We start from the raw sequence: 22,380 nt of genomic DNA, 5'->3' as shown, positions 1-22,380 counted from the left end.
AAGGAGTGAATGATGTCCTCTGTAACTACCTCTCGCGCACCGAAATCGGCTTTTAGCCTGGGGCGCATCTGGGATCAATACGGGATGCTGGTGGTCTTTGCCGTCCTGTTCCTGGGCTGTGCGATCTTCGTGCCGAATTTCGCCAGCTTCGTCAACATGAAAGGGCTGGGACTGGCGATCTCTATGTCCGGTATGGTCGCCTGCGGGATGCTGTTCTGTCTGGCATCCGGCGACTTTGACCTCTCCGTTGCGTCGGTCATCGCCTGCGCAGGGGTGACGGCGGCGGTGGTGATCAACCTGACGGAAAGCCTGTGGATAGGGGTTTTTGCCGGGCTGATGCTGGGTGTGCTCAGCGGGCTGGTGAATGGTTTTGTCATTGCCCGCCTGAAGATTAACGCCCTGATCACCACGCTTGCCACCATGCAAATTGTGCGCGGCCTGGCCTATATTATCTCTGACGGTAAAGCGGTGGGGATTGAAGACGAGCGCTTCTTTACCCTCGGCTACGCCAACTGGCTGGGCCTGCCTGCGCCTATCTGGCTGACGGTGGGCTGTCTGATTATATTTGGCTTCCTGCTCAACAGAACCACCTTTGGCCGCAATACGCTGGCGATCGGTGGGAATGAAGAGGCTGCGCGCCTGGCCGGTGTCCCGGTGGTGCGTACCAAGATTATTATCTTTGTGCTCTCCGGTCTGGTATCGGCGGCGGCGGGGATTATTCTGGCTTCGCGTATGACCAGCGGCCAGCCGATGACCTCGATTGGCTATGAGCTGATTGTGATTTCTGCCTGCGTATTGGGTGGGGTTTCGCTAAAAGGCGGCATCGGAAAAATCTCATATGTGGTGGCCGGTATCCTTATCCTCGGCACTGTTGAGAACGCCATGAACCTGCTGAATATTTCCCCCTTCTCGCAGTACGTCGTACGTGGCCTAATCCTGCTGGCAGCAGTGATCTTCGACCGTTACAAGCAAAAAGCGAAGCGCACCGTTTGAGCAAAATCTGGCCCAACTTTTAAGTCTAGTCCTACCTCCCTGCCGCCTGCCAGCAATGCTGGCAGGCGGTTTGCTAAATGGCGAGCAGCGTCACACTGTCTATACTTACATGGCTACTGAGATGTTAAATGTCTGACATCTCGAAAACCGTAAGGAGGATAAGGGTGGCAGACTCGTTAAACGTACCGCCTGCACTGAACGGAGAATTCGCATTCTTTTTCGATCTCGACGGGACTCTCGCCGACATCAAACCGCACCCCGATCAGGTGGTGATACCTGCCGATATTCTCCGGGTGTTACATCAGCTCTCCAGCATCAATCATGGGGCACTGGCATTGATATCAGGGCGCTCAATGGCCGAGCTGGATCAGCTTGCCAGGCCTTACCGCTTTCCGCTTGCCGGTGTGCACGGAGCGGAGCGCCGCGACATCCATGGCAATGCGCATATCGTCTCTCTTCCCGATTCACTGATTCAGTCGCTCACGGTACAACTGACCGCGGCGCTCGAGCATCTGCCGGGAACGGAGCTGGAAGCGAAAGGGATGGCCTTTGCGCTGCACTATCGTCAGGGGCCGCAGCACGAAGCTGCCATCACGGCGCTGGCAACCTCCATCGTCGCGGCACACCCTCAGCTTGCGCTGCAGCCGGGCAAATGTGTGGTGGAGATAAAACCGAGGGGCACTAATAAAGGAGAGGCGATCAAGGCCTTCATGACCGAGGCGCCTTTTGCGGGCAGAACGCCGGTGTTTATCGGCGACGACCTGACGGACGAAAGCGGTTTTAGCGCCGTCAATCAGGCCGGAGGGGTATCAATTAAAGTCGGACAGGGTGAAACCTGCGCCGAATGGCGACTGGCGAATGTCGCCAGCGTCTGGCAATGGGTCACCGAAGTCGCTAACCAGCAACAAGAAGAAAAAATAGCGCATAACAACAGGAGAAAACATGATGGGTCGCTTAGTCGTAGTCTCTAACCGAATTGCGCCACCGGACGATAAAAAATCCAGCGCGGGTGGTCTGGCGGTAGGGATTTTGGGTGCCTTAAAAACAGCTGGCGGTTTGTGGTTTGGCTGGAGCGGTGACGTCGGTAATGAAGACCAGCCGCTAAAAAAGGTGACACGGGGCAACATCACGTGGGCATCGTTTAATCTGGGTGAGAAGGACTACGAAGAGTATTACTCGCAGTTCTCGAATGCCGTGCTATGGCCGGCGTTTCACTATCGTCTGGACCTGGTTAAATTCGAGCGCGATTCGTGGGAAGGGTACACACGTGTCAATGCGCTGCTGGCGGATAAACTGCTGCCGTTAATCGAGGAAGACGATATTTTATGGATCCACGATTATCACCTGATTCCGTTCGCCAGCGAGCTGCGCAAACGTGGGGTGAATAACCGGATCGGCTTCTTCCTGCATATCCCGTTCCCGACGCCGGAGATTTTCACCGCATTGCCGCCGCATGAAGAACTGCTGGAAGGGCTGTGCGATTACGATCTGCTTGGCTTCCAGACGGAAAACGACCGCGTGGCGTTTCTCGATAGCGTCTCCGGTAAAACGCGCGTGACCACCCGCAGCGGCAAGTCTCATACCGCGTGGGGCAAGACTTTCGAGACCGAAGTCTATCCTATCGGTATTGAACCTGATGAAATCGCTGCTGACGCCTCTGGCCCGCTGCCGCCGAAACTGGCGCAGCTCAAAAGCGAGCTGAAAAACGTCAAAAACATCTTCTCCGTGGAGCGTCTTGATTACTCGAAAGGGCTGCCGGAACGCTTCCAGGCCTATGAGAGACTGCTGGAAAAATTCCCGCAGCATCACGGTAAAATCCGCTATACGCAGATTGCCCCGACCTCACGTGGTGAGGTGCAGGCCTATCAGGATATCCGGCATCAGCTGGAAACCGAGGCCGGGCGCATTAACGGTCGCTACGGGCAGCTGGGCTGGACGCCGCTTTATTATCTCAACCAGCATTTTGAGCGCAAAATTCTGATGAAGGTATTCCGCTATGCGGAAGTGGGGCTGGTAACGCCTCTGCGCGACGGGATGAACCTGGTGGCAAAAGAGTATGTTGCCGCGCAGGACCCGAAAGACCCTGGCGTGCTGGTGCTTTCACAGTTTGCGGGGGCGGCAAACGAGCTGACTTCTGCACTGATCGTCAATCCCTACGACAGCGATGATGTGGCAAATGCCCTCGACAGGGCGCTGACCATGCCGCTGACTGAGCGTATCTCGCGCCATGCGGAGATGATGAAAGTGATTCGCGAGAACGATATTAATCACTGGCAGGAGCATTTTATTCGCGATCTTGAGCGGATCACTCCCCGTAGCCGGGAGAGCAATCTGCAAAAAAAGGTCGCAACCTTCCCTAAACTGGCTTAACGAGTCTCCCCTCGGCGGCATCAGTTGCCGAGGGGAACCAGCAGCACGTCCACCTGACTTGAGCTGACAATTGCTTTGGCGGAGCAGGCGGCGCGTGAGAAGAAGCTGTGGTTATGGTTACCGCAGATCACCAAATCGGCCTGCTCTTTGCGGCAAATATCCAGAATATGTTCGCTCAGTTCGCCGGTGGCGATAAAGGTCCGCGCGATAGGATACTGGGCTTTATCCTCCAGCTCCTGCAAAAACTGCTGCGTCTCTTCCTGCAACAGCCCACGAATATCTTCAAGCATCGGTGCTGCCAACTGGTTATACATTTCCGGCTCGGCCGCCAGCGTAACCAGACTAATCCGCGCATTGAGCGGGCGGGCGATCGAGACCGCTCGCGCCAGCAGCTGATGGCTTTCCGGGGTAACAGCAACGCATACCAGAATGTGTGAGTAACTCATCGCTCACTCCTTTGATGTCCAGAGACAGAGGATTCATCACCATTAGCGCGATTCGTACCGCTTCGCAAGAGGGCAATACGACATTGGTGTGACGCTTATCATAATTATTCATTAATTATTCTTATAAAACGAATAGTGTCATAACCGAGCTTATCAACGTAAAAGCGTTACTTAACCAAAACATCCCCTTTTTAATATTGAACCCGTCATCAGATATCCGCCGTTTTTGACCAGCAAGTTATCGTCACGAACGGAAATTTGTTACATTTTTTAATTTTATAACTTCATGATTTTAAATGAAATTAATGATGTGTTACTGACTATGGCTTAATATGTTAAGCAAAAGATCATTAAGGATAATGCTCTCTGACGAGGAGTGAGCTGGTCGGATAAGCCACTGCATGAGTATTCGTCCATTCAGAATAGAAAAGAGCCTCATTTGGCTAAAAATTAACCAACTTACAAGTCGCGCTGATGGATTAATCCCTGTTTATCGCTCAATTTTTGTGACGCAGATCACATTTTTTTTAAAATTTGGGCGGGGCTGCATTGTATGTGGGAAAACGGACGAGTAGAGTTGCCTCGAATTAGGAAAAATCTTAGTTATTTGTAAGTAATGATAAGACGCTATGGTCAGGGATCACCATTTAAAAACCGCGCGTTTTATCCAGTTTAACCTTAATTCGACTATGCATTTTCGCCTTTTCTTTTTTTTTACCGGGGTTTTCTCGGCGACATCACGGGGTGCGGTCTTACCGCATAAAAAATTATAGTTGGTTATTCTGGATGGGAAAAATGCATACATCCGAGATGCTTAAACACGTCTATGACATCAATTTGTCATACTTATTACTTGCACAGCGTTTGATTAGTCAGGACAAACCGTCCGCCATGTTCCGCCTGGGTATCAGCGAAGAAATGGCAACAACGCTCGGTGGATTAACTCTCCCTCAGATGGTCAAACTGGCGGAAACCAATCAGCTGGTATGTCAGTTCCGCTTCGACAGTCATCAGACCATTACGCGTCTGACTCAGGATTCACGCGTTGACGATCTGCAACAGATCCACACCGGGATTTTGCTTTCAACCCGCCTTCTCACCGAAATCAGCCAGCCTGACGACGTGGCCCGCAAGAAAAGGGCTTAATGATGAGCGAAAAAAGCATTGTTCAGGAAGCTCGCGACATTCAGTTGGCAATGGAACTGATCACGTTGGGTGCTCGCTTACAAATGCTGGAAAGCGAGACTCAGCTGAGCCGCGGTCGACTTATCAAACTGTATAAAGAATTACGCGGTAGCCCGCCTCCGAAAGGGATGCTGCCCTTTTCCACGGACTGGTTTATGACCTGGGAGCAAAACATCCACGCATCGATGTTTTGCAATGCCTGGCAGTTTCTCTTGAAAACTGGCTTGTGCAGTGGCGTGGATGCTGTCATCAAAGCCTATAAACTCTACCTTGAACAATGTCCGCAGCCGGAAGAGGGGCCACTTTTGGCGCTGACCCGCGCATGGACGCTGGTGCGCTTCGTTGAGAGTGGATTGCTGCAATTGTCGCGCTGTAACTGCTGCGACGGCAACTTTATCACCCATGCTCATCAGCCAGTAGGTAGCTTCGCCTGCAGTTTATGCCAGCCGCCGTCCCGTGCGGTAAAAAGACGTAAACTTTCCCCGGAAGCTGCCGATATTAATCCACAACTGCTGGATGAACAGATCGAACAAGCTGTTTAACCCGAACGTGTGGGACAGATTCCAGCAGCGGTAAGAAATTACCGCTGCTTTTTTTTACCCCGCTTTCCGGTAACGCCTTCGAACTCAACATCCTGTCATGGTCTCTAGCGGAAGGATGATGTCGTGCTTATCTTATTAGGTTACCTGGTTGTTATCGGTACAGTTTTCGGCGGTTATATGATGACCGGCGGGCACCTGGGAGCACTCTATCAACCGGCTGAACTGATTATTATCGGCGGCGCAGGGGTAGGTGCTTTTATCGTTGGCAACAACGGTAAATCGATTAAAGGAACGCTCAAAGCGCTCCCATTACTGTTTCGTCGTTCAAAATACACCAAAAGTATGTATATGGACCTGCTGGCGCTGCTCTATCGTCTGATGGCAAAGTCGCGTCAACAGGGCATGTTCTCGTTGGAACGTGATATTGAGAACCCGAAAGAGAGCGAAATTTTCGCCAGTTATCCACGTATTCTCGCTGACGCGATGATGCTGGATTTTATCGTCGATTATCTTCGACTCATCATCAGCGGCAACATGAACACCTTCGAGATCGAAGCGCTGATGGACGAAGAGATCGAAACTCACGAAAGCGAATCCGAAGTGCCGGCTAACGCCCTGGCGCTGGTGGGGGATTCACTGCCGGCATTCGGTATCGTCGCGGCGGTGATGGGCGTGGTACACGCACTGGCCTCCGCCGACCGACCGGCCGCAGAGCTGGGGGCACTGATTGCCCACGCAATGGTTGGGACATTCCTCGGTATTCTTCTCGCCTACGGTTTTATCTCGCCGCTGGCAAGCGTGCTACGCCAGAAGAGTGCGGAAACTACCAAGATGATGCAGTGCGTGAAGATCACCCTGCTGTCAAACCTGAACGGCTACGCACCGCCAATCGCGGTGGAATTCGGGCGTAAAACCCTGTACTCCAGCGAGCGTCCATCGTTTGTCGAGCTTGAAGAACACGTCCGCGCTGTGAAGAACCCTAACCAACAGACGACGACTGAGGACGCATGAAAAATCAGTCCCATCCCATCGTCATAGTTAAAAAGCGCAAACACAAAGGCCATGGGGGCGGTTCCCATGGCTCGTGGAAAATCGCTTACGCGGACTTTATGACCGCAATGATGGCGTTTTTCCTGGTGATGTGGCTGATTTCCATCTCCAGCCCGAAAGAGCTGATTCAGATCGCGGAGTATTTCAGAACACCGCTGGCGACGGCGGTGACGGGCGGGCAGCGAATTGCGAACAGCGACAGCCCAATCCCTGGCGGGGGTGATGATTACACCCAGCAAAAGGGTGAAGTGAAGAAAGAGCCGAATATCGACGAGTTGAAAAAGCGCATGGAGCAGGCGCGGTTGAAAAAACTGCGTGGCGACCTCGACCAGCTCATCGAAGCTGACCCGAAACTGCGCGCGCTGCGTCCACATTTGAAAATCGATCTGGTGCAGGAAGGGTTACGCATCCAGATTATTGATAGCCAGAACCGCCCAATGTTCAAAACCGGCAGCGCGGAAGTTGAGCCTTACATGCGCGATATTTTGCGCGGTATTGCGCCGGTGCTGAACGGTATTCCGAACCGCATCAGTCTCTCTGGTCATACGGATGATTTCCCGTATGCCAACGGCGAAAAGGGATACAGCAACTGGGAGCTTTCTGCCGATCGTGCCAACGCCTCGCGTCGCGAGCTGGTGGTGGGTGGGCTTGATGAAGGCAAAGTCCTGCGCGTCGTCGGAATGGCCGCCACCATGCGGGTGACCGACCGCGGCCCGGACGATGCCATTAACCGTCGTATCAGTCTTTTAGTGCTCAATCAGCAGGCGGAGCAGACCATTCTGCACGAAAACGCCGAAAGCCAGAATGAGTCACTGGATGATTTAAAACAGCCAGGGGCAGTGCCTTCGGCTGCCGTTCCAACATCGCCACCAGCCAATCCGAGGTGATAGCGTGAGCATGGATATTAGCGATTTTTACCAGACGTTTTTTGATGAAGCCGACGAGTTGTTGGCGGACATGGAGCAGCATCTGCTGGATTTAGTGCCTGAGGCACCGGATTCAGAACAGCTCAATGCCATTTTCCGTGCGGCACATTCCATTAAAGGTGGCGCCGGAACATTTGGTTTTACCATTTTGCAGGAAACTACCCATTTAATGGAGAACCTGCTGGATGAAGCTCGTCGCGGTGAGATGCAGCTCAACACCGACATTATTAACCTGTTTTTGGAAACCAAAGATATTATGCAGGAACAGCTCGACGCCTATAAAAGCTCGCAAGAGCCAGATGCTGCAAGCTTTGAATACATCTGCAACGCTCTGCGCCAGTTAGCTCTGGAAGCGAAGGGCGAAGTCGCTGCACCTGCGGTCAGCGCGGCAAAATTAAGCGTGGTTGATGCACTGGCGTCAGAAGACGCGACCCCGCCTGCAGCCGAAGCAAAGCTGCGCGTGGTGCTCTCTCGTCTGAAAGAGAGTGAAGTGAATCTGCTGGAAGAAGAGCTGGGTAACCTGGCGACCCTGAGCAACATCGTTAAAGGCCCCGATAGTCTGGCAGCTACCATCGATGGCGGTATCGGTCAGGATGATATCGTCGCGGTGCTGTGCTTCGTGATCGAAGCCGACCAGATCACCTTTGAAACTGAAACAGCGGCTGCAGAAGCCCCCGTTGAGGTCGCGGAAGTGGTGGCAGCGCCTGACGTGAGCGTGCCAGCGGTGGTTGCCCCGACGCCCGTTCTGAAGGCCGTTCCTGGCGAATCGGCTGCGCCTAACCGCGCTGAACGTGAAAAACCGGCGGCCCGCAGCAGTGAATCCACCAGTATCCGCGTGGCGGTAGAGAAGGTTGATCAACTGATTAACCTGGTGGGCGAACTGGTGATCACCCAGTCCATGCTGGCGCAACGTTCGAACGAACTGGACCCGGTCACCCACGGCGATCTGATTACCAGCATGGGTCAGTTACAACGTAACGCCCGCGATCTGCAGGAATCGGTGATGTCCATCCGTATGATGCCGATGGAGTACGTCTTCAGCCGCTTCCCGCGTCTGGTCCGCGACCTGGCGAGCAAGCTCAATAAACAGATTGAACTGACCCAACTGGGGAGTTCAACCGAGCTGGATAAGAGCCTGATTGAGCGCATTATCGATCCGCTAACGCACCTGGTGCGTAACAGCCTCGATCACGGCATTGAATCCCCGGAAAACCGTATTGCGGCAGGGAAATCCCCGGTCGGTAACCTGATTTTGTCCGCAGAACATCAGGGCGGCAACATCTGCATTGAAGTCACCGATGACGGCGCAGGCCTGAACCGCGAGCGCATTCTGGCGAAAGCTCTTTCACAGGGCATGCAGGTGAATGAGAACATGACCGATGAAGAGGTCGGCATGCTGATCTTCGCCCCTGGCTTCTCGACTGCCGAGCAGGTGACTGATGTGTCGGGCCGTGGCGTGGGCATGGACGTGGTGAAACGTAACATCCAGGAGATGGGCGGCCACGTTGAGATCAAGTCTAAGCAAGGCTCTGGCACCACTATCCGTATCCTGCTGCCACTGACGCTGGCGATCCTCGACGGGATGTCCGTGAAGGTCGCCGACGAAGTATTTATTCTTCCGCTGAATGCGGTGATGGAATCCCTGCAGCCGCGTGATGAAGATCTGCATCCGCTGGCCGGTGGCGAGCGCGTACTGGAAGTGCGTGGCGAGTATCTGCCGCTGGTGGAACTGTGGAAAGTGTTTGAAGTCGACGGCGCGAAGACTGAAGCGACTCAGGGCATCGTGGTTATTCTGCAAAGCGCGGGGCGCCGCTATGCGCTGCTGGTTGATCAGCTGATTGGTCAGCACCAGGTGGTGGTCAAAAACCTCGAAAGCAACTACCGCAAAGTGCCAGGAATTTCAGCTGCCACCATCCTTGGCGATGGCAGCGTCGCACTGATCGTCGATGTGTCGGCGCTTCAGGGTTTAAATCGTGAACAACGTGTGGCGTACACAGCCGCCTGATTAGTTAAGAAGGTATAAACATGACCGGTATGAGTAATGTAACGAAACTGGCCGGCGAGCCATCAGGGCAGGAATTCCTGGTTTTCACTTTAGGCGATGAAGAGTACGGCATCGATATTCTTAAAGTGCAGGAGATTCGCGGCTACGATCAGGTGACTCGCATTGCCAACACACCTTCCTTTATCAAAGGTGTGACCAACCTGCGTGGTGTTATTGTCCCTATCGTCGATCTGCGCGTGAAGTTTAGCCAGGGTGACGTGGAGTATAACGACAACACCGTGGTAATCGTCCTGAACCTGGGCCAGCGCGTTGTGGGTATCGTGGTCGATGGCGTGTCTGACGTGCTGTCGCTGACCGCCGACCAGATCCGCCCGGCACCGGAATTTGCGGTAACCCTGTCCACCGAATACCTGACCGGTCTGGGCGCGCTGGGCGACCGTATGCTGATTCTGGTGAACATCGAGAAACTGCTGAACAGCGACGAGATGGCCCTGCTGGATATCGCGGCGAGTCACGTGGCGTGATGTGATGCCGGGGGGACCCGGCAGAGGATGGCATTAACTGAGAAAGCCGGGTGAGCATCAGCGCTACCCGGCTTTTTTACCTCTTACGCTTCCTGCTCAATGAGTTCCGGCTCTTCTTCCAGCAGCCCTTCGTTTTGCGCCAGCATCGCCGTTGCAATTCCGTTGCCCAGCACATTAATCGCTGAACGCCCCATATCGAGGAAATGGTCGATCCCCATCAGCAGCAAGATCCCTGCGACAGGAATGTTGAAGCTTGGGATGGTCGCGGCTAATACCACCAGCGCGGAACGTGGCACGCCTGCGATACCCTTGGAAGCTAGCATCAGCGTCAGCATCAGAACGGTGACTTCGGCGAAACTCAGATGAATATTGTAAGCCTGCGCGATAAACATCGACGCAAAGGAGCAGTACACCATCGAGCCGACCAGGTTAAAAGAGTAACCAATCGGCAGAACGAAGGAGACGATATTGCGGGAACAGCCGAAGCGGGTGAGCTGCTCCAGGGTTTTCGGGTAGGCCGCTTCGGAGCTGCTGGTGGTAAACGCGACCAGCACCGGATCTTTCAGCATGCTGACCAGGCGGAAAACCTCTTTTTTCAGCACCATGTATCCTACCGCCAGCAGCACCAGGCAGGTGAGCATAATCGCCACGTAATATCCGCCGATAAAGGAAGCGTAGTTGAGCAAAATCCCCAGCCCCTGAGTGGCGATGACTGACGAGATGGCTGCGAAAATCGCCAGCGGCGCAACGTACATCACATAGCCCGTGACTTTCAGCATGATGTGAGACACCACATCCAGCGCAGCGACGAGTGGGGCATTGAACTTCTCGCCCAGAGACGCGCCGCCGATGCCAAAGAACATCGAGAAAACGACGATTTGCAGGATTTCGTTATTCGCCATCGCCCCGACAATGCTGGTCGGAATGGTGTGCGACAGGAAGCCCTTGAGTGACATCCCGCTCACTGCCAGCCCGGTCTCGACAGAACCGGCGGGAATCGTCAGATTCAGGCCCGTACCCGGCTGTTCGAGAGTGACAATAAACAAGCCGACCAGAATCGACAGCACGGAGGAGCTGATAAACCACACCATCGCTTTACCGCCCACGCGGCCAATGGTGGAGGTTTCGCCAAGCTTCATAATGCCCACCGTCAGCGTACTAAACACCAGCGGCGCGATAACCATTTTGATCAGTCGGAGGAAAATATCGGTGAGGAGTGTGATGTTGTCTGCCCAGGTCGCGATCGCGTCGGCAGACGCGTACTCGTGAATGGCTGCCCCTGAAAGAATACCCGCCAGCATGAAAATCACGATGAACAGCGTGAGTTTGTTTGCACTTGCCACGAAAAAAGACCCTCTGTTATGCGCTTAAGTTTCATCAGTGCGCTGAGTCATATAATTTTTTAATTTCAGCGCACAAATACATTCATCGCATAAATTGAAGTAAAGCGGATACAGATACAACTATTTTTTAAGTTTTATTGATTTTGTTATCTATATGTGACCGATATATTGTGACCTAAATCACAGTATTATGAATATATCCTCCTGATGCCCACTTTTAAACCTGCCCGGAAATTAATAACTGTCTGTTTTATATGATAATAAAGTGTCAATACCGCAAAGGCATGAGGCGAAGCGGAGCAGGTGGTTGAACCCCGATCCATAAACTAAATTCACAATGAGTGCTCATTGGGAAGGTTAAGTGCTGCTAACGGATTGAGTACTCTCAATAAAATACGAAAAAACGAAGGGCACACTTCCTGGAGGGCTGTAAATGAAAAGTAAACTCCTTCTGATCTGTACGGGCGGCATGCTGGCGTTAGCGGCACATCAGGCGATAGCGGTGACCAGTAGCGGAACCATCGGCGCTACCCTGACGCTAACCAACGGTTGCCTGATCAACGGCTCTCCGACGCAAAACGGTATTAATTTCGGTAGCCTCGACTTCGGGACGCATCCCGCAACCTTCTCAACTCTGACTACCCAGCTTGCGGGGGCCAGCGGCGGGAATACCTTCACCATTCAGTGTACGACCGCCAGTTATACGGTGGCGATCACCGGAAACACTAACTCCACTGCGCCAGGCACCGTCGTCGGTACGCCTGGCACGCCCGCACGTTATCTGGTGAATACCGCCAACACCGCGCAGGGTGTGGCCTATAGCCTGTTTAGCGACAGCGGATTTAATAACATCATTGCCAACAACGCACCGCTCCCGGTGGCTTCCACCGCAGGCGGCGTCGACAGTTACACCCTGTATGGCCGCATCACAGGGGGCGGAAACAGCGTCACCGTGGTACCGGGAACCTATACGGACACCATTAACGTCAGTGTGACCTACTAGTTCAAGCGCCGGAAATGACCGAAGTCATCGCACGTCTGCGAAAAATCGCAGAGGGAAAACTGCGCCTTTTTTTTGCTCTCTGCGCCGGGTTAGTGACGGCGGGAACGGCGCACGCGGTCACCTCGCAGTCGTTTCAGGTGTCGGCGACGATAACGCCCGGCTGCTCGGTGACGACAGGCACCGGTGGGGTGCTCGGTACGCTCAACTTCGGTACGCGATCGGGCGTCGCCACCGGGCAAGTTAGCACCAGTTTTGTGCCGAACGGATCTTTGTCGATCGCCTGCACACCGAATGTTGCGCTGAGTATGAGTATCGACGGGGGGCAACATTATTCTTCCGTACGCCGAATGCAGCGCGCCAGCGGCACGGAAATGGTGGCCTACCGGCTGTACAGCAGCAGTTCGCTGGCGGCAAACAGTGAGATCGGGGTCAATCAGGCGGTGCCGGTGACCTATACCAATAGCAACAATATTGCGCTGCCGCTGTTTGGTGTGGCGCTTTTGACAGGGTTTAGCCCTGCCGGAACCTATTCAGATCAACTCACCGTGACGTTGTCATGGTGAAACAGGGAGAAGGGCAATGAAGGCACCAATGATTCGCTATGGCGTACTGGGGATGTGGGCGATGCTGGCCATGATGTCGGGACGGGCCAATGCGGCGGCGACCATTTTGCTCTGGCCGATTGACCCCTGGCTTTCGGCCGACACCAAAGCCACCGAGCTGTGGATCCAGAACCAGGGGAACAGCGCCACCACCATGCAGGTGCGAATTATGCGCTGGAAACAGGAGAACGGATTTGAGCGCTACACCGCTCAGCAGGATGTGGTTGCCAGCCCGCCGATTGTCACTATCGGCAAAGACGGCAAGCAGCTGATTCGCCTGATCAAACAGGGCAACGTTCCGATGGGCGTTGAACAAGCCTACCGCATAATCGTCGATGAAATTCCCCAGCCTGCTGACAAATCTCAGCCTGAAATTGGCCTGAAAATCCAGATGCGCTACTCCATTCCGCTGTTCGTTTACGGACAAGGCATCCCAACAATAAAAGAGGGGGCGCATCACGCGCTGGCCGATACGCAAAATCTGAGCTGGAAGATTATTCAGGAAGGAGGAAAACCCGCGCTGCAGGTGCGTAATCGGGGGGACGTTCACGTCCGTTTAAGCCAGGTGGTGCTGGATAAACGCACCATCGCTGACGGTCTGCTCGGCTATGTTCTCCCAGACAGCACCCGCAGCTGGCCGCTTCCGGCGGGCGTGCATCAGGCAAGCCAGATGAGTGCGCAAATTAATGCCGGGAATACGCAATGGCAGTCGGCGCCCGTCCACTGAAACCGGCGATGATTATCCTGCTTTGTGTCTCGACCAGCGCCTGGGCTGAATCTGGCGATGACAGTTTACCGCCCCCGCCAGATGCGCAGGCGATAAATAGCGAAGCAGTGTTTCAGCTCTCGGTGGTGATCAACCACTATGACACTGGACTGGTGGTCCCCGTCACGCAGCGCAACGGGACCTTTTTTATCTCCAGTGCGGATCTGCTGCGCGCGGGTTTGCCGCCAGAGCAGGTGCCCAACGGTGAGGTCGATCTCTCCCGTCTCTCAAAGGTGCGCGTTGAATATGACAGCGCTGCCCAGCGCCTGCTGCTTAACGTCCCCCGCGACTGGATATCGGCCCGCGTTACCCCCTTTAGCGGGCAGCCGACCCAAAGCAAACCGCAGTACGGCAAAGGGGCGCTGCTCAATTACGATCTCTACACCAACCACACGGAGCATATTGGCGGCCAGGCGTCGCTCTGGCATGAGTTCCGCTATTTCAATGAAAACGGATCGCTCTCTTCAACGGGGTATACCCGCAAAAGTTTTGCCGGTGACACGGGCCAGCAGGAAGGGTACGTACGTTACGACACCACGGTGATGATCACCAACGAAGACGACGCCACAACCTGGACGGTCGGAGATGTGATCAGCGATGCCCTGAGCTGGAGCAGCAGCGTGCGCATGGGCGGGATCAGCTACGGACGCGACTTCTCCCTGCGCCCGGATCTCGTCACCTGGCCGCTGCCGGAGTTTTCCGGTGAAGCGGCGGTGCCGACCTCCGTGGATCTGTTTATCAACGGCTACCGCTCCGGCTCCACGCAGCTCCAGCCTGGCCCGTTCACTCTGACCAATCTGCCCTACATCAATGGCGCAGGGGACGCCGTGCTGATCACCACCGATGCGCTCGGGCGTCAGGTCAGCACTACGATGCCGTTTTATGTCACCAGCGATCTGCTCAAACAGGGGCTGAGCGACGGGGCGGTGACGCTCGGCAGCCTGCGCCGCAACTACGGTATTGAGAATTTTGACTACGGCCCGGCGGCGGGCAGCGGCTCCTATCGCTACGGCTTAACCGACTGGCTGACGCTGGAAGGGCATGGCGAGGCCGCCGAGGAGCTGGCGCTGGGCGGCGCAGGAACCGTGGTGAAACTCGGGCGCTACGGCGTGGTGAATTCTTCGTATACCCACAGCCGGATGCGCGGAGACGATGGCGGGCAGATCAACTGGGGCTATCAGTACAGTACCAGCGCGTTCAGTCTGGCGACGCAGCACTCCCGACGCGATCGCGGCTACGGCAACCTGGCGCTGTACGATCAGCCCACGATCTATGATGAACACGACCAGCCGATCGCCAGCCTCAGTCGCAACACGGATCAATATTCCCTGACCTTTAATCTCGGGGAGTACGGCAATATCGGCGCGGCGTGGATTGGCGTCGAGAGTTTTGATAGCCAAAAAACCGAGCTGCTGAACTTGTCGTGGAGCCGCAACCTGTGGGGAAGCAGCAGCATCTATCTCGCCGCCAGCCGCGATCAGCAGCGCGGCGACTGGACGGTGGCAATGTCCTTGCAAATTCCGATTGGCGAACGCGACAGCGCCGCCGTTACCCTCGAAAACACACCGGATTCCGGCAGCACCCAGCGCATAAACTACAACCACTCCATGCCGTCCGACGGCGGGCTGAGCTGGAACATGGCGTGGGCTAATCAGTCAAAATCACGCAACTACCAGCAAGGGACGCTGGGCTGGCGCAACAACAATATTGAAGTGCAGGGCGGCGGTTACGGCGAACAGGACATGATGACCTGGTGGGGCGAGGCGATGGGGTCCATCGTGCTGATGGACAACGAGCTGTTTGCCGCCAACAAAATCAACGATGCCTTTGTGGTGATCAGCACCGATGGTCACCCGGATGTACCGGTCAATTATGAAAACCAGCCGGTCGGGAAAACCAACCGCAATGGCTACTTGCTGGTGAGCGGCGTCTCGGCCTACTACCCGGCGAGTTACAGCATCAATACCCTGAATCTGCCCGCCGATACGCGGCTTAAGGAGACAGAACGTCGGGTGGCGATTCGCCGTCATAGCGGTTTTCTGGTGGATTTCCCGATGGAGCAGGAGCGGGTGGCGAGCGTGATTTTGCACGATCCGCAGGGGCTGGCAATTCCCGTTGGCAGCCAGGTGCGGCGCGCCTCGCGCAGCACGGCGGTGGTCGGCTATGACGGTATCGCCTGGCTGGAAAATCTGACCGATGTGAACCCGCTGGAAGTGATTTTGCCGGAGGGGAAACGTTGCTACGCCACGCTGACGGTGGGCGCCAATCCGGAGCATAAACTGCAAACTTTCGGGCCGCTGATCTGCCGGGAGGCTCCGTGAAACGTCTGCTGATCGCCCTGGTGCTCCTGATGCTCTCGGGCGGAAGTTGGGCGGCCTGTACCGTCAGCACCGTCAACGCCTCGTTTGGCAGCGTGACTTCGTTTGCGCTCAGCGGAACGGGCGAAGTTGAAACCACCGGCACGCTGGTGGTGAGCTGCGATGCGATCCTGAATTTACTCACCAATGACTCGGTCACCCTGAACTACACGGCGGCGACCGTCTCGGCCAATAGCCGCGCGACAATGAAACGCACGGACAATGCGGCCATCACTGACGTCATCCCCACGCGGCTGTGTGGGCTGTCGGGCTGTTCCGGCAGCAGCGAAGTGCAGATCGCCAAAGCCTACACCTGGAGCGGCAGCACGCTGTTAAATCTGCTGGGTGCCAAGCAGTACAACATTCCGCTCTATTTTCGCACGGTGGCGGGGCAAAACGTGACGGCGGGACCTTATCAGGTGGTGCTGACTTTCAGCATTAACTACAACGTCTGCTCCGTGGGGGCCGTGGGTTTATGCCTTACGCCACAAACCGGTACGGCGACGACCAGCATTACGCTGAACATGAACGTCACCAACAACTGTAGTGCGATGACCACGCCCAACGTCAACTTTAACAGCGCGCCGCTGGTGCAAAATTTCCCCACCGTCTCGCAGGCCATTGCTGTCACCTGCACCAAGGGCAGCGTCTATACCATCGGCATCAACAACGGGGCGAACGCCCTCAACGGCGTGCGGCGGATGGTGAGCGGCAGCAACTACATGAGCTACGACATCTATAAAGAGGCGACCACCAACCGCTGGGGAGGCAGCGGCACCGAGCGCTGGACCAGCGCCACCTCATCGCTGCTGAGCGCTGACGGGCTTTTGCGTACCTATAACTACACCGCCAAAGTGCTGACCAGCCAGACTACGCCCCCCGCCGGAACCTATAACGACACGTTGATCGTCGACGTCGCATTCTGAATTGACGCTTTTCCCTTTCGCAAATGTAAAGTTCCCTCAGCCTTTGCCGATAACACCGTTAATAAATCTTAGAGAAGGTGTTGTATGTTGAACCGTATCCGCGTTGTCACAATGCTGATGATGGTGCTGGTCATTTTCGCACTTCTTCAGCTTATTTCCGGTGGGCTGTTTTTCTCATCCTTAAAAAATAATCAGCAGAGCTTTGCTGTTTCGAACGATTTACGCCTCCAGCAAAGTGAACTGACGTCGACCTGGGATCTGATGCTGCAAACGCGCATCAACCTGAGCCGTTCTTCTGCGCGCATGATGATGGACCCGAACAACCAGCAAAGCAGCGCGAAAACGGATCTGTTGAAAAACGCCCGCGCCACCCTGGCTGACGCCGCAAAACATTACGACGCCTTCAAAAAGATTACGCCGCTGCCTTCGATGGTAGAGGTGAGCGAGAACATTGACGAAAAATACACCGCCTATGCGGCCGGGCTGACGGAGCTTATCCAGTTCCTTGAGAGCGGAAACATGGACGCCTATTTCGCCCAGCCGACGCAGGGGATGCAAAATGCCCTCGGTAAAGCGCTGGGGGAATACGCCTCGGCCAGCAGCGAGCAGTATCACACCGCCTTTAACGAAAGTAAGGACGACTACCGCTTTGCCAAATGGCAAATGGCGATCCTCGCGCTGGCGCTGGTGATCGTGCTGGTGGGTGTCTGGTACGGCATTCGCGCGATTCTGCTGAATCCGCTGGGCCGGGTGATTGGTCACATTCGTGAGATTGCCAGCGGCGATCTGACAAAAACGCTGGTGATCTCCGGTCGCAACGAAATCACCGAGCTGGCGAGCAGCGTGGATCACATGCAGCGCTCTCTGACCGATACGGTGACGAATGTGCGTCAGGGTTCGGACGCGATTTACACCGGTACCAGCGAAATCGCCATGGGTAACAACGATCTCTCCTCGCGTACTGAAGAGCAGGCCTCTGCGCTTGAAGAGACTGCCGCCAGCATGGAAGAGCTGACTGCTACCGTGAAGCAAAACGCCGATAACGCCCGTCAGGCGGCACATCTGGCTGAAAGCGCCTCCGAAACTGCCCAGCGCGGCGGCAAGGTGGTCGATGGTGTGGTGAAAACCATGCATGAGATTGCCGGTAGCTCGAAAAAAATCGCCGATATTATCAGCGTGATCGACGGAATTGCCTTCCAGACAAATATCCTCGCCCTCAACGCCGCTGTCGAAGCCGCACGAGCGGGCGAGCAGGGGCGCGGATTTGCGGTGGTGGCCGGTGAAGTGCGTAACCTGGCGAGCCGCAGTGCCAACGCGGCAAAAGAGATTAAATCCCTGATTGAAGATTCCGTGGCGCGCGTTGATACCGGCTCGGTGCTGGTGGAGAGCGCCGGGGAAACCATGACCGACATCGTCAACGCGGTCACGCGCGTGACTGACATCATGGCGGAGATCGCCTCAGCATCTGATGAACAGAGCCGCGGGATTGACCAGGTGGCACTGGCGGTCTCGGAAATGGATCGTGTGACACAACAAAACGCCGCGCTGGTGCAGGAGTCCGCTGCGGCGGCCGCTGCGCTGGAAGACCAGGCGAGCCGTCTGAAGATGGCCGTCTCGGCGTTTCGCCTTACCTCTACACCTCAAAATACGGTGGCGTCCAGAGCAGCACCTGCCGGGACCGCGCCTGCCGCAAGGGTAAAACACACTCGTGCGTCGGCAGCCGGACAAGAAGAAAACTGGGAAACATTTTGACTGATAGTTAACCGCGGCTGCTGGCCGCTTGATGGGAGCGTGGATGTTAAATCGTATTCGTATCTCGACCACACTGTTTTTGATTCTGATCCTTTGCGGTGTGTTGCAGGTTGGCAGTAATGGATTGTCTTTCTGGGCTTTTCGCGATGGCTATCAGAACTTACAGGAAGTTGAGACGAGTAATCAGCAGCGTTCCACGCTTGCACAAACGCGCGCAGTGCTTCTGCAGGCCAGCACTGCGCTGAACAAAGCGGGCACATTAACGGCATTGAGCTACCCGCCAGATGATATTAAAGCGCTGATGACCACCGCGCGGGACAGCCTCAAGCAGGCCGACGCGCAGTTTAAAGCCTTCAGCGCGCAGGAAGCGGTAAGCGATAAAGGGAAAGCGCTGAAAGCCGAAATGCAGAAAGGCTATGCCCAGTGGCACAGCGATCTGGATCATCAGGCGACCTGGCTTGAGAACAACCAGCTGTCAGACTTTCTGACCGCGCCGGTGCAGGACTCGCAGGCCGCGTTTGATAAAGGTTTTAACGCCTGGCAGCAGGATATCAATCTGTTCGTCGAAGAGGCGAGCAGCGACAGCCGGGCCAGCTACCACATGTCGGGCGTGGTTTTCGCCACCATGGTGATTCTGGCGGCACTGTTGACCGGCGGGGCGTTGCTCTGGTCGCGCAAGATGATCGTATTGCCGCTGGCAATCATCAGCAGCCACTTTGACAGTATCGCTAAAGGCAACCTGGCGCGCCCGGTGGCGGTGTTCGGGAAAAACGAAATTTCTGCCATTTTTGCCAGCCTGAAAGCAATGCAAGGCTCGCTGCGTGAAACGGTGACCGATGTGCGTCAGGGCAGTTATGCCATGCACACCGGGATTTCTGAAATCGCGGCCGGGAACAATGATTTGTCGTCACGCACCGAACAGCAGGCGGCCTCTCTGGCGCAAACGGCGGCCAGCATGGAACAGTTAACGGCGACCGTCAGCCAGAACGCCGACAACGCCCGTCAGGCGTCGGACCTGGCAAAACAGGCTGCGCTGACGGCGAAAAAGGGGGGCGATCAGGCCTCTAACGTCGCCACCACGATGCAGCAAATCGCCACCAGTTCGCAGAAAATTGGCGACATTATCAGCGTGATTGACGGTATCGCGTTCCAGACGAACATTCTGGCGCTGAACGCCGCGGTCGAAGCGGCACGGGCCGGTGAGCAGGGGCGTGGATTTGCCGTCGTGGCGGGTGAAGTACGTAATCTCGCCAGCCGCAGCGCCAACGCCGCGAAAGAGATTAAGGTGTTGATTGAAGAGTCCGTTTCCCGCGTACAGCAGGGATCGGAGCTGGTTGATACCGCCGCTCACACCATGACGGAGATTGTCACTTCCGTAACGCGTGTGAACGACATTATGGGCGAAATTGCTTCCGCCTCAGACGAACAGCGTCGCGGCATTGAGCAGGTTGCTCAGGCTGTCACGCAGATGGATCAGGTAACGCAACAGAACGCTTCTCTTGTTGAAGAAGCGGCTGCCGCTACTGACCAGCTCGCCAGTCAGGCCGATCATTTGACCAGCCTGGTGGCAGTTTTTAACGTGAAAGAGCAAGTCGAAACAGTAGCAGAAGTCGGGCGGTCGCAGGCCGTGCCAGTTGTATCCTGAAAGTGAATTAAGAAGGCGCTATGACCTCACCAAACCCCTCGGGGCAATCGTCATTATTGCAGCAAATGACCCAGCGCCTCGCGCTGTCCGACGCGCATTTTCGTCGGATATGTCAGTTGATTTACCAGCGTGCGGGGATTGTGCTTGCCGATCATAAGCGAGACATGGTCTACAACCGGTTAGTCCGGCGCTTGCGCACGCTGGAGCTGGATGATTTTGGCCGATATCTGGGCATGCTGGAGGCCAATCCCAACAGCGCAGAGTGGCAGGCGTTTATCAACTCCCTGACCACTAACCTGACAGCGTTTTTCCGTGAAGGTCACCACTTCCCGGTGCTGGCGGAACATGCCCGCCGTCGTAGCGGGGAATACCGCGTCTGGAGCGCAGCGGCGTCGACCGGAGAGGAGCCGTATTCGCTGGCGATTACCCTTGCCGATACGCTGGGCATGGCGCCCGGTCGCTGGAAGGTCTACGCCAGCGACATCGACACCGAAGTGCTGGAGAAAGCGCGTAACGGCGTCTATCGCCAGGACGAACTGAAAACCCTGTCGCCTCAACAGCTACAGCGGTACTTCATGCGCGGGACGGGCCCGCACGAAGGGCTGGTGCGCGTGCGCCAGGAGCTGGCAAATTGCGTGGAATTTGCTCCGGTGAATCTGCTTGATAAGCAGTACAACGTGCCAGGTCCTTTTGATGCAATTTTTTGCCGTAACGTGATGATTTATTTTGATAAAACGACGCAGCAGGAGATTCTGCGCCGTTTTGCTCCGCTGCTTAAGCCTGACGGCTTACTGTTTGCCGGGCATTCGGAGAACTTCAGCAACCTGGCCCGCGAATTTGTGCTGCGCGGGCAGACGGTTTATGCGCTGAGTAAGGAAAAAGCATGAGTAAGATCAGGGTGTTGTCTGTCGATGATTCCGCGTTGATGCGCCAGATCATGACTGAAATTATCAATAGTCATAGCGACATGGAAATGGTGGCGACAGCCCCGGATCCCCTGGTCGCGCGGGATTTAATCAAAAAATTTAACCCCGATGTGCTGACGCTGGACGTGGAGATGCCGCGCATGGACGGCATTGATTTCCTTGAGAAATTAATGCGCCTGCGTCCGATGCCAGTGGTGATGGTCTCCTCGCTGACCGGTAAAGGGTCAGAGATTACCCTGCGTGCGCTGGAGCTAGGGGCGGTGGATTTTGTCACCAAACCGCAGCTGGGCATTCGCGAGGGGATGCTCGCTTACAGTGAGATGATCGCCGAGAAGATCCGCACCGCGTCACGGGCGAAGCTGGCGGCGCATAAACCCGCAGGCGTGCCTGCCACGCTCAAAGCCGGGCCGCTGCTCAGTTCGGAAAAACTGCTGGTGATTGGGGCCTCAACGGGAGGAACAGAGGCAATTCGCCATGTACTCCAGCCATTGCCGCTCTCAAGCCCAGGTATTCTTATTACTCAGCATATGCCGCCGGGCTTTACCCGCTCATTCGCCGAACGTCTGAACAAGCTGTGTCAGATTAGCGTGAAAGAGGCAGAGGACGGCGAACGCGTCCTGCCGGGGCATGCCTATATCGCGCCGGGTGATAAGCATATGGAGCTGGCGCGCAGTGGCGCGAACTATCAAATCAAAATTCATGACGGTCCGCCGGTTAACCGGCACCGTCCGTCAGTGGATGTGCTGTTTCATTCGGTGGCGAAACACGCGGGGCGCAACGCCGTTGGGGTGATCCTGACGGGGATGGGTAACGACGGGGCCGCCGGAATGCTCGCAATGCACCAGGCTGGCGCCTGGACGATTGCGCAGAATGAAGCAAGTTGTGTGGTGTTCGGCATGCCGCGCGAGGCCATCAATATGGGTGGCGTGAGCGAAGTGGTCGATCTTAGCCAGGTTAGCCAGCAGATGCTGGCGAAAATCAGTGCCGGACAGGCAATACGTATTTAATGAGGAGTAGTT

General features: G+C 55.6%; 20 protein-coding genes. 18 read left to right on the top strand and 2 right to left on the bottom strand.

All coding sequences use genetic code 11. The features are described 5' to 3' along the window. Positions 1–9: 9 nt before the first annotated feature. From araH to otsA, 3 genes are all read left to right on the top strand, one after another. A complete protein-coding gene (gene araH, locus ABIE11_RS05080) occupies positions 10–993 on the top strand; it encodes an L-arabinose ABC transporter permease AraH (RefSeq protein ID WP_181826512.1) in 984 nt (327 codons plus the stop codon). A 164-nt stretch (positions 994–1,157) separates the two neighbouring features. Further along, positions 1,158–1,964, top strand: a complete 807-nt coding sequence (gene otsB, locus ABIE11_RS05075) for a trehalose-phosphatase (protein ID WP_429184085.1) — start codon at positions 1,158–1,160, stop codon at positions 1,962–1,964. Beyond that, the gene (gene otsA, locus ABIE11_RS05070; RefSeq protein ID WP_102104142.1) at positions 1,939–3,363 is read left to right on the top strand and encodes an alpha,alpha-trehalose-phosphate synthase; all 1,425 of its coding nucleotides are present in this window, start codon (positions 1,939–1,941) and stop codon (positions 3,361–3,363) included. Before otsB ends, otsA begins: the two co-directional genes overlap by 26 nt. 20 nt (positions 3,364–3,383) lie before the next feature. Here the strand turns inward: otsA and uspC are convergent, their stop codons facing one another. Next, positions 3,384–3,809 (bottom strand): universal stress protein UspC, encoded by a 426-nt coding sequence (uspC, locus tag ABIE11_RS05065; protein WP_100779743.1) that lies wholly within the window; start codon positions 3,807–3,809, stop codon positions 3,384–3,386. Positions 3,810–4,604: 795 nt separating this feature from the next. Between uspC and flhD the strand changes: the two genes are divergently transcribed. The 6 genes from flhD to cheW all read left to right on the top strand — a co-directional run bounded on the left by flhD (position 4,605) and on the right by cheW (position 10,041). Further along, positions 4,605–4,955, top strand: coding sequence for a flagellar transcriptional regulator FlhD (gene flhD, locus ABIE11_RS05060; protein WP_181826511.1), 351 nt, complete (start codon positions 4,605–4,607; stop codon positions 4,953–4,955). A 2-nt stretch (positions 4,956–4,957) separates the two neighbouring features. After that, the gene (gene flhC, locus ABIE11_RS05055) at positions 4,958–5,536 is read left to right on the top strand and encodes a flagellar transcriptional regulator FlhC (RefSeq protein WP_100780858.1); all 579 of its coding nucleotides are present in this window, start codon (positions 4,958–4,960) and stop codon (positions 5,534–5,536) included. Between the two features lie 123 nt (positions 5,537–5,659). Continuing rightward, positions 5,660–6,547 carry a flagellar motor stator protein MotA gene (gene motA, locus ABIE11_RS05050; RefSeq protein WP_100779745.1) on the top strand — a complete coding sequence of 296 codons (888 nt, stop codon included), beginning with the start codon at positions 5,660–5,662 and terminating at the stop codon, positions 6,545–6,547. Beyond that, the gene (gene motB / locus ABIE11_RS05045; RefSeq protein WP_102104001.1) at positions 6,544–7,473 is read left to right on the top strand and encodes a flagellar motor protein MotB; all 930 of its coding nucleotides are present in this window, start codon (positions 6,544–6,546) and stop codon (positions 7,471–7,473) included. The genes motA and motB overlap by 4 nt, the downstream gene beginning before the upstream one ends. 4 nt (positions 7,474–7,477) lie before the next feature. Further along, the gene (cheA, locus tag ABIE11_RS05040) at positions 7,478–9,517 is read left to right on the top strand and encodes a chemotaxis protein CheA (protein ID WP_102104000.1); all 2,040 of its coding nucleotides are present in this window, start codon (positions 7,478–7,480) and stop codon (positions 9,515–9,517) included. 20 nt (positions 9,518–9,537) lie between these two features. After that, positions 9,538–10,041, top strand: coding sequence for a chemotaxis protein CheW (cheW, locus tag ABIE11_RS05035; RefSeq protein ID WP_095282421.1), 504 nt, complete (start codon positions 9,538–9,540; stop codon positions 10,039–10,041). Positions 10,042–10,124: 83 nt separating this feature from the next. On the opposite strand, the gene ABIE11_RS05030 is transcribed toward cheW, so the two are convergent. Continuing rightward, complete coding sequence (locus ABIE11_RS05030; protein ID WP_420170956.1) at positions 10,125–11,384, bottom strand: dicarboxylate/amino acid:cation symporter; 1,260 nt, start codon at positions 11,382–11,384, stop codon at positions 10,125–10,127. A gap of 433 nt (positions 11,385–11,817) precedes the next feature. On the opposite strand from ABIE11_RS05030, the gene ABIE11_RS05025 reads away from it, so the two are divergent. The 9 genes from ABIE11_RS05025 to ABIE11_RS04985 all read left to right on the top strand — a co-directional run bounded on the left by ABIE11_RS05025 (position 11,818) and on the right by ABIE11_RS04985 (position 22,368). Then, entirely contained in the window at positions 11,818–12,387 is a 570-nt protein-coding gene (locus ABIE11_RS05025) for a Csu type fimbrial protein (protein WP_100779749.1), read from the top strand. 14 nt (positions 12,388–12,401) lie between these two features. Continuing rightward, a complete protein-coding gene (locus ABIE11_RS05020; protein WP_100779750.1) occupies positions 12,402–12,950 on the top strand; it encodes a Csu type fimbrial protein in 549 nt (182 codons plus the stop codon). 16 nt (positions 12,951–12,966) lie between these two features. After that, positions 12,967–13,716 carry a fimbrial biogenesis chaperone gene (locus ABIE11_RS05015; protein WP_100779751.1) on the top strand — a complete coding sequence of 250 codons (750 nt, stop codon included), beginning with the start codon at positions 12,967–12,969 and terminating at the stop codon, positions 13,714–13,716. After that, complete coding sequence (locus ABIE11_RS05010; protein ID WP_429184084.1) at positions 13,692–16,076, top strand: fimbria/pilus outer membrane usher protein; 2,385 nt, start codon at positions 13,692–13,694, stop codon at positions 16,074–16,076. The genes ABIE11_RS05015 and ABIE11_RS05010 overlap by 25 nt, the downstream gene beginning before the upstream one ends. Positions 16,077–16,105: 29 nt before the next feature. Further along, entirely contained in the window at positions 16,106–17,038 is a 933-nt protein-coding gene (locus ABIE11_RS05005) for a Csu type fimbrial protein (RefSeq protein ID WP_228483588.1), read from the top strand. An 84-nt stretch (positions 17,039–17,122) separates the two neighbouring features. After that, on the top strand, positions 17,123–18,790 hold the full coding sequence (gene tar, locus ABIE11_RS05000; RefSeq protein ID WP_100779754.1) for a methyl-accepting chemotaxis protein II: 1,668 nt from the start codon (positions 17,123–17,125) through the stop codon (positions 18,788–18,790). Between the two features lie 43 nt (positions 18,791–18,833). Further along, entirely contained in the window at positions 18,834–20,435 is a 1,602-nt protein-coding gene (gene tap / locus ABIE11_RS04995; protein ID WP_429184083.1) for a methyl-accepting chemotaxis protein IV, read from the top strand. Positions 20,436–20,455: 20 nt separating this feature from the next. Beyond that, on the top strand, positions 20,456–21,322 hold the full coding sequence (gene cheR / locus ABIE11_RS04990) for a protein-glutamate O-methyltransferase CheR (RefSeq protein ID WP_100779756.1): 867 nt from the start codon (positions 20,456–20,458) through the stop codon (positions 21,320–21,322). Further along, positions 21,319–22,368 carry a protein-glutamate methylesterase/protein-glutamine glutaminase gene (locus tag ABIE11_RS04985; RefSeq protein WP_100779757.1) on the top strand — a complete coding sequence of 350 codons (1,050 nt, stop codon included), beginning with the start codon at positions 21,319–21,321 and terminating at the stop codon, positions 22,366–22,368. The genes cheR and ABIE11_RS04985 overlap by 4 nt, the downstream gene beginning before the upstream one ends. Positions 22,369–22,380 lie beyond the last annotated feature (12 nt).

The organism is Lelliottia sp. 489, from assembly GCF_050435885.1.
Lineage (GTDB): Bacteria > Pseudomonadota > Gammaproteobacteria > Enterobacterales > Enterobacteriaceae > Enterobacter > Enterobacter nimipressuralis.
This window is presented reverse-complemented; position numbering and strand designations above follow the sequence as displayed.

Coding starts and splice junctions, on each gene's coding strand:
- araH (WP_181826512.1), top strand. CDS start 10: ATGATGTCCTCTGTAACTACCTCTCGCGCACCGAAATCGGCTTTTAGC.
- otsA (WP_102104142.1), top strand. CDS start 1,939: ATGGGTCGCTTAGTCGTAGTCTCTAACCGAATTGCGCCACCGGACGAT.
- uspC (WP_100779743.1), bottom strand. CDS start 3,809: ATGAGTTACTCACACATTCTGGTATGCGTTGCTGTTACCCCGGAAAGC.
- flhD (WP_181826511.1), top strand. CDS start 4,605: ATGCATACATCCGAGATGCTTAAACACGTCTATGACATCAATTTGTCA.
- flhC (WP_100780858.1), top strand. CDS start 4,958: ATGAGCGAAAAAAGCATTGTTCAGGAAGCTCGCGACATTCAGTTGGCA.
- motB (WP_102104001.1), top strand. CDS start 6,544: ATGAAAAATCAGTCCCATCCCATCGTCATAGTTAAAAAGCGCAAACAC.
- cheW (WP_095282421.1), top strand. CDS start 9,538: ATGACCGGTATGAGTAATGTAACGAAACTGGCCGGCGAGCCATCAGGG.
- ABIE11_RS05025 (WP_100779749.1), top strand. CDS start 11,818: ATGAAAAGTAAACTCCTTCTGATCTGTACGGGCGGCATGCTGGCGTTA.
- ABIE11_RS05020 (WP_100779750.1), top strand. CDS start 12,402: ATGACCGAAGTCATCGCACGTCTGCGAAAAATCGCAGAGGGAAAACTG.
- ABIE11_RS05015 (WP_100779751.1), top strand. CDS start 12,967: ATGAAGGCACCAATGATTCGCTATGGCGTACTGGGGATGTGGGCGATG.
- ABIE11_RS05010 (WP_429184084.1), top strand. CDS start 13,692: ATGGCAGTCGGCGCCCGTCCACTGAAACCGGCGATGATTATCCTGCTT.
- ABIE11_RS05005 (WP_228483588.1), top strand. CDS start 16,106: ATGCTCTCGGGCGGAAGTTGGGCGGCCTGTACCGTCAGCACCGTCAAC.
- tar (WP_100779754.1), top strand. CDS start 17,123: ATGTTGAACCGTATCCGCGTTGTCACAATGCTGATGATGGTGCTGGTC.
- tap (WP_429184083.1), top strand. CDS start 18,834: ATGTTAAATCGTATTCGTATCTCGACCACACTGTTTTTGATTCTGATC.
- cheR (WP_100779756.1), top strand. CDS start 20,456: ATGACCTCACCAAACCCCTCGGGGCAATCGTCATTATTGCAGCAAATG.
- ABIE11_RS04985 (WP_100779757.1), top strand. CDS start 21,319: ATGAGTAAGATCAGGGTGTTGTCTGTCGATGATTCCGCGTTGATGCGC.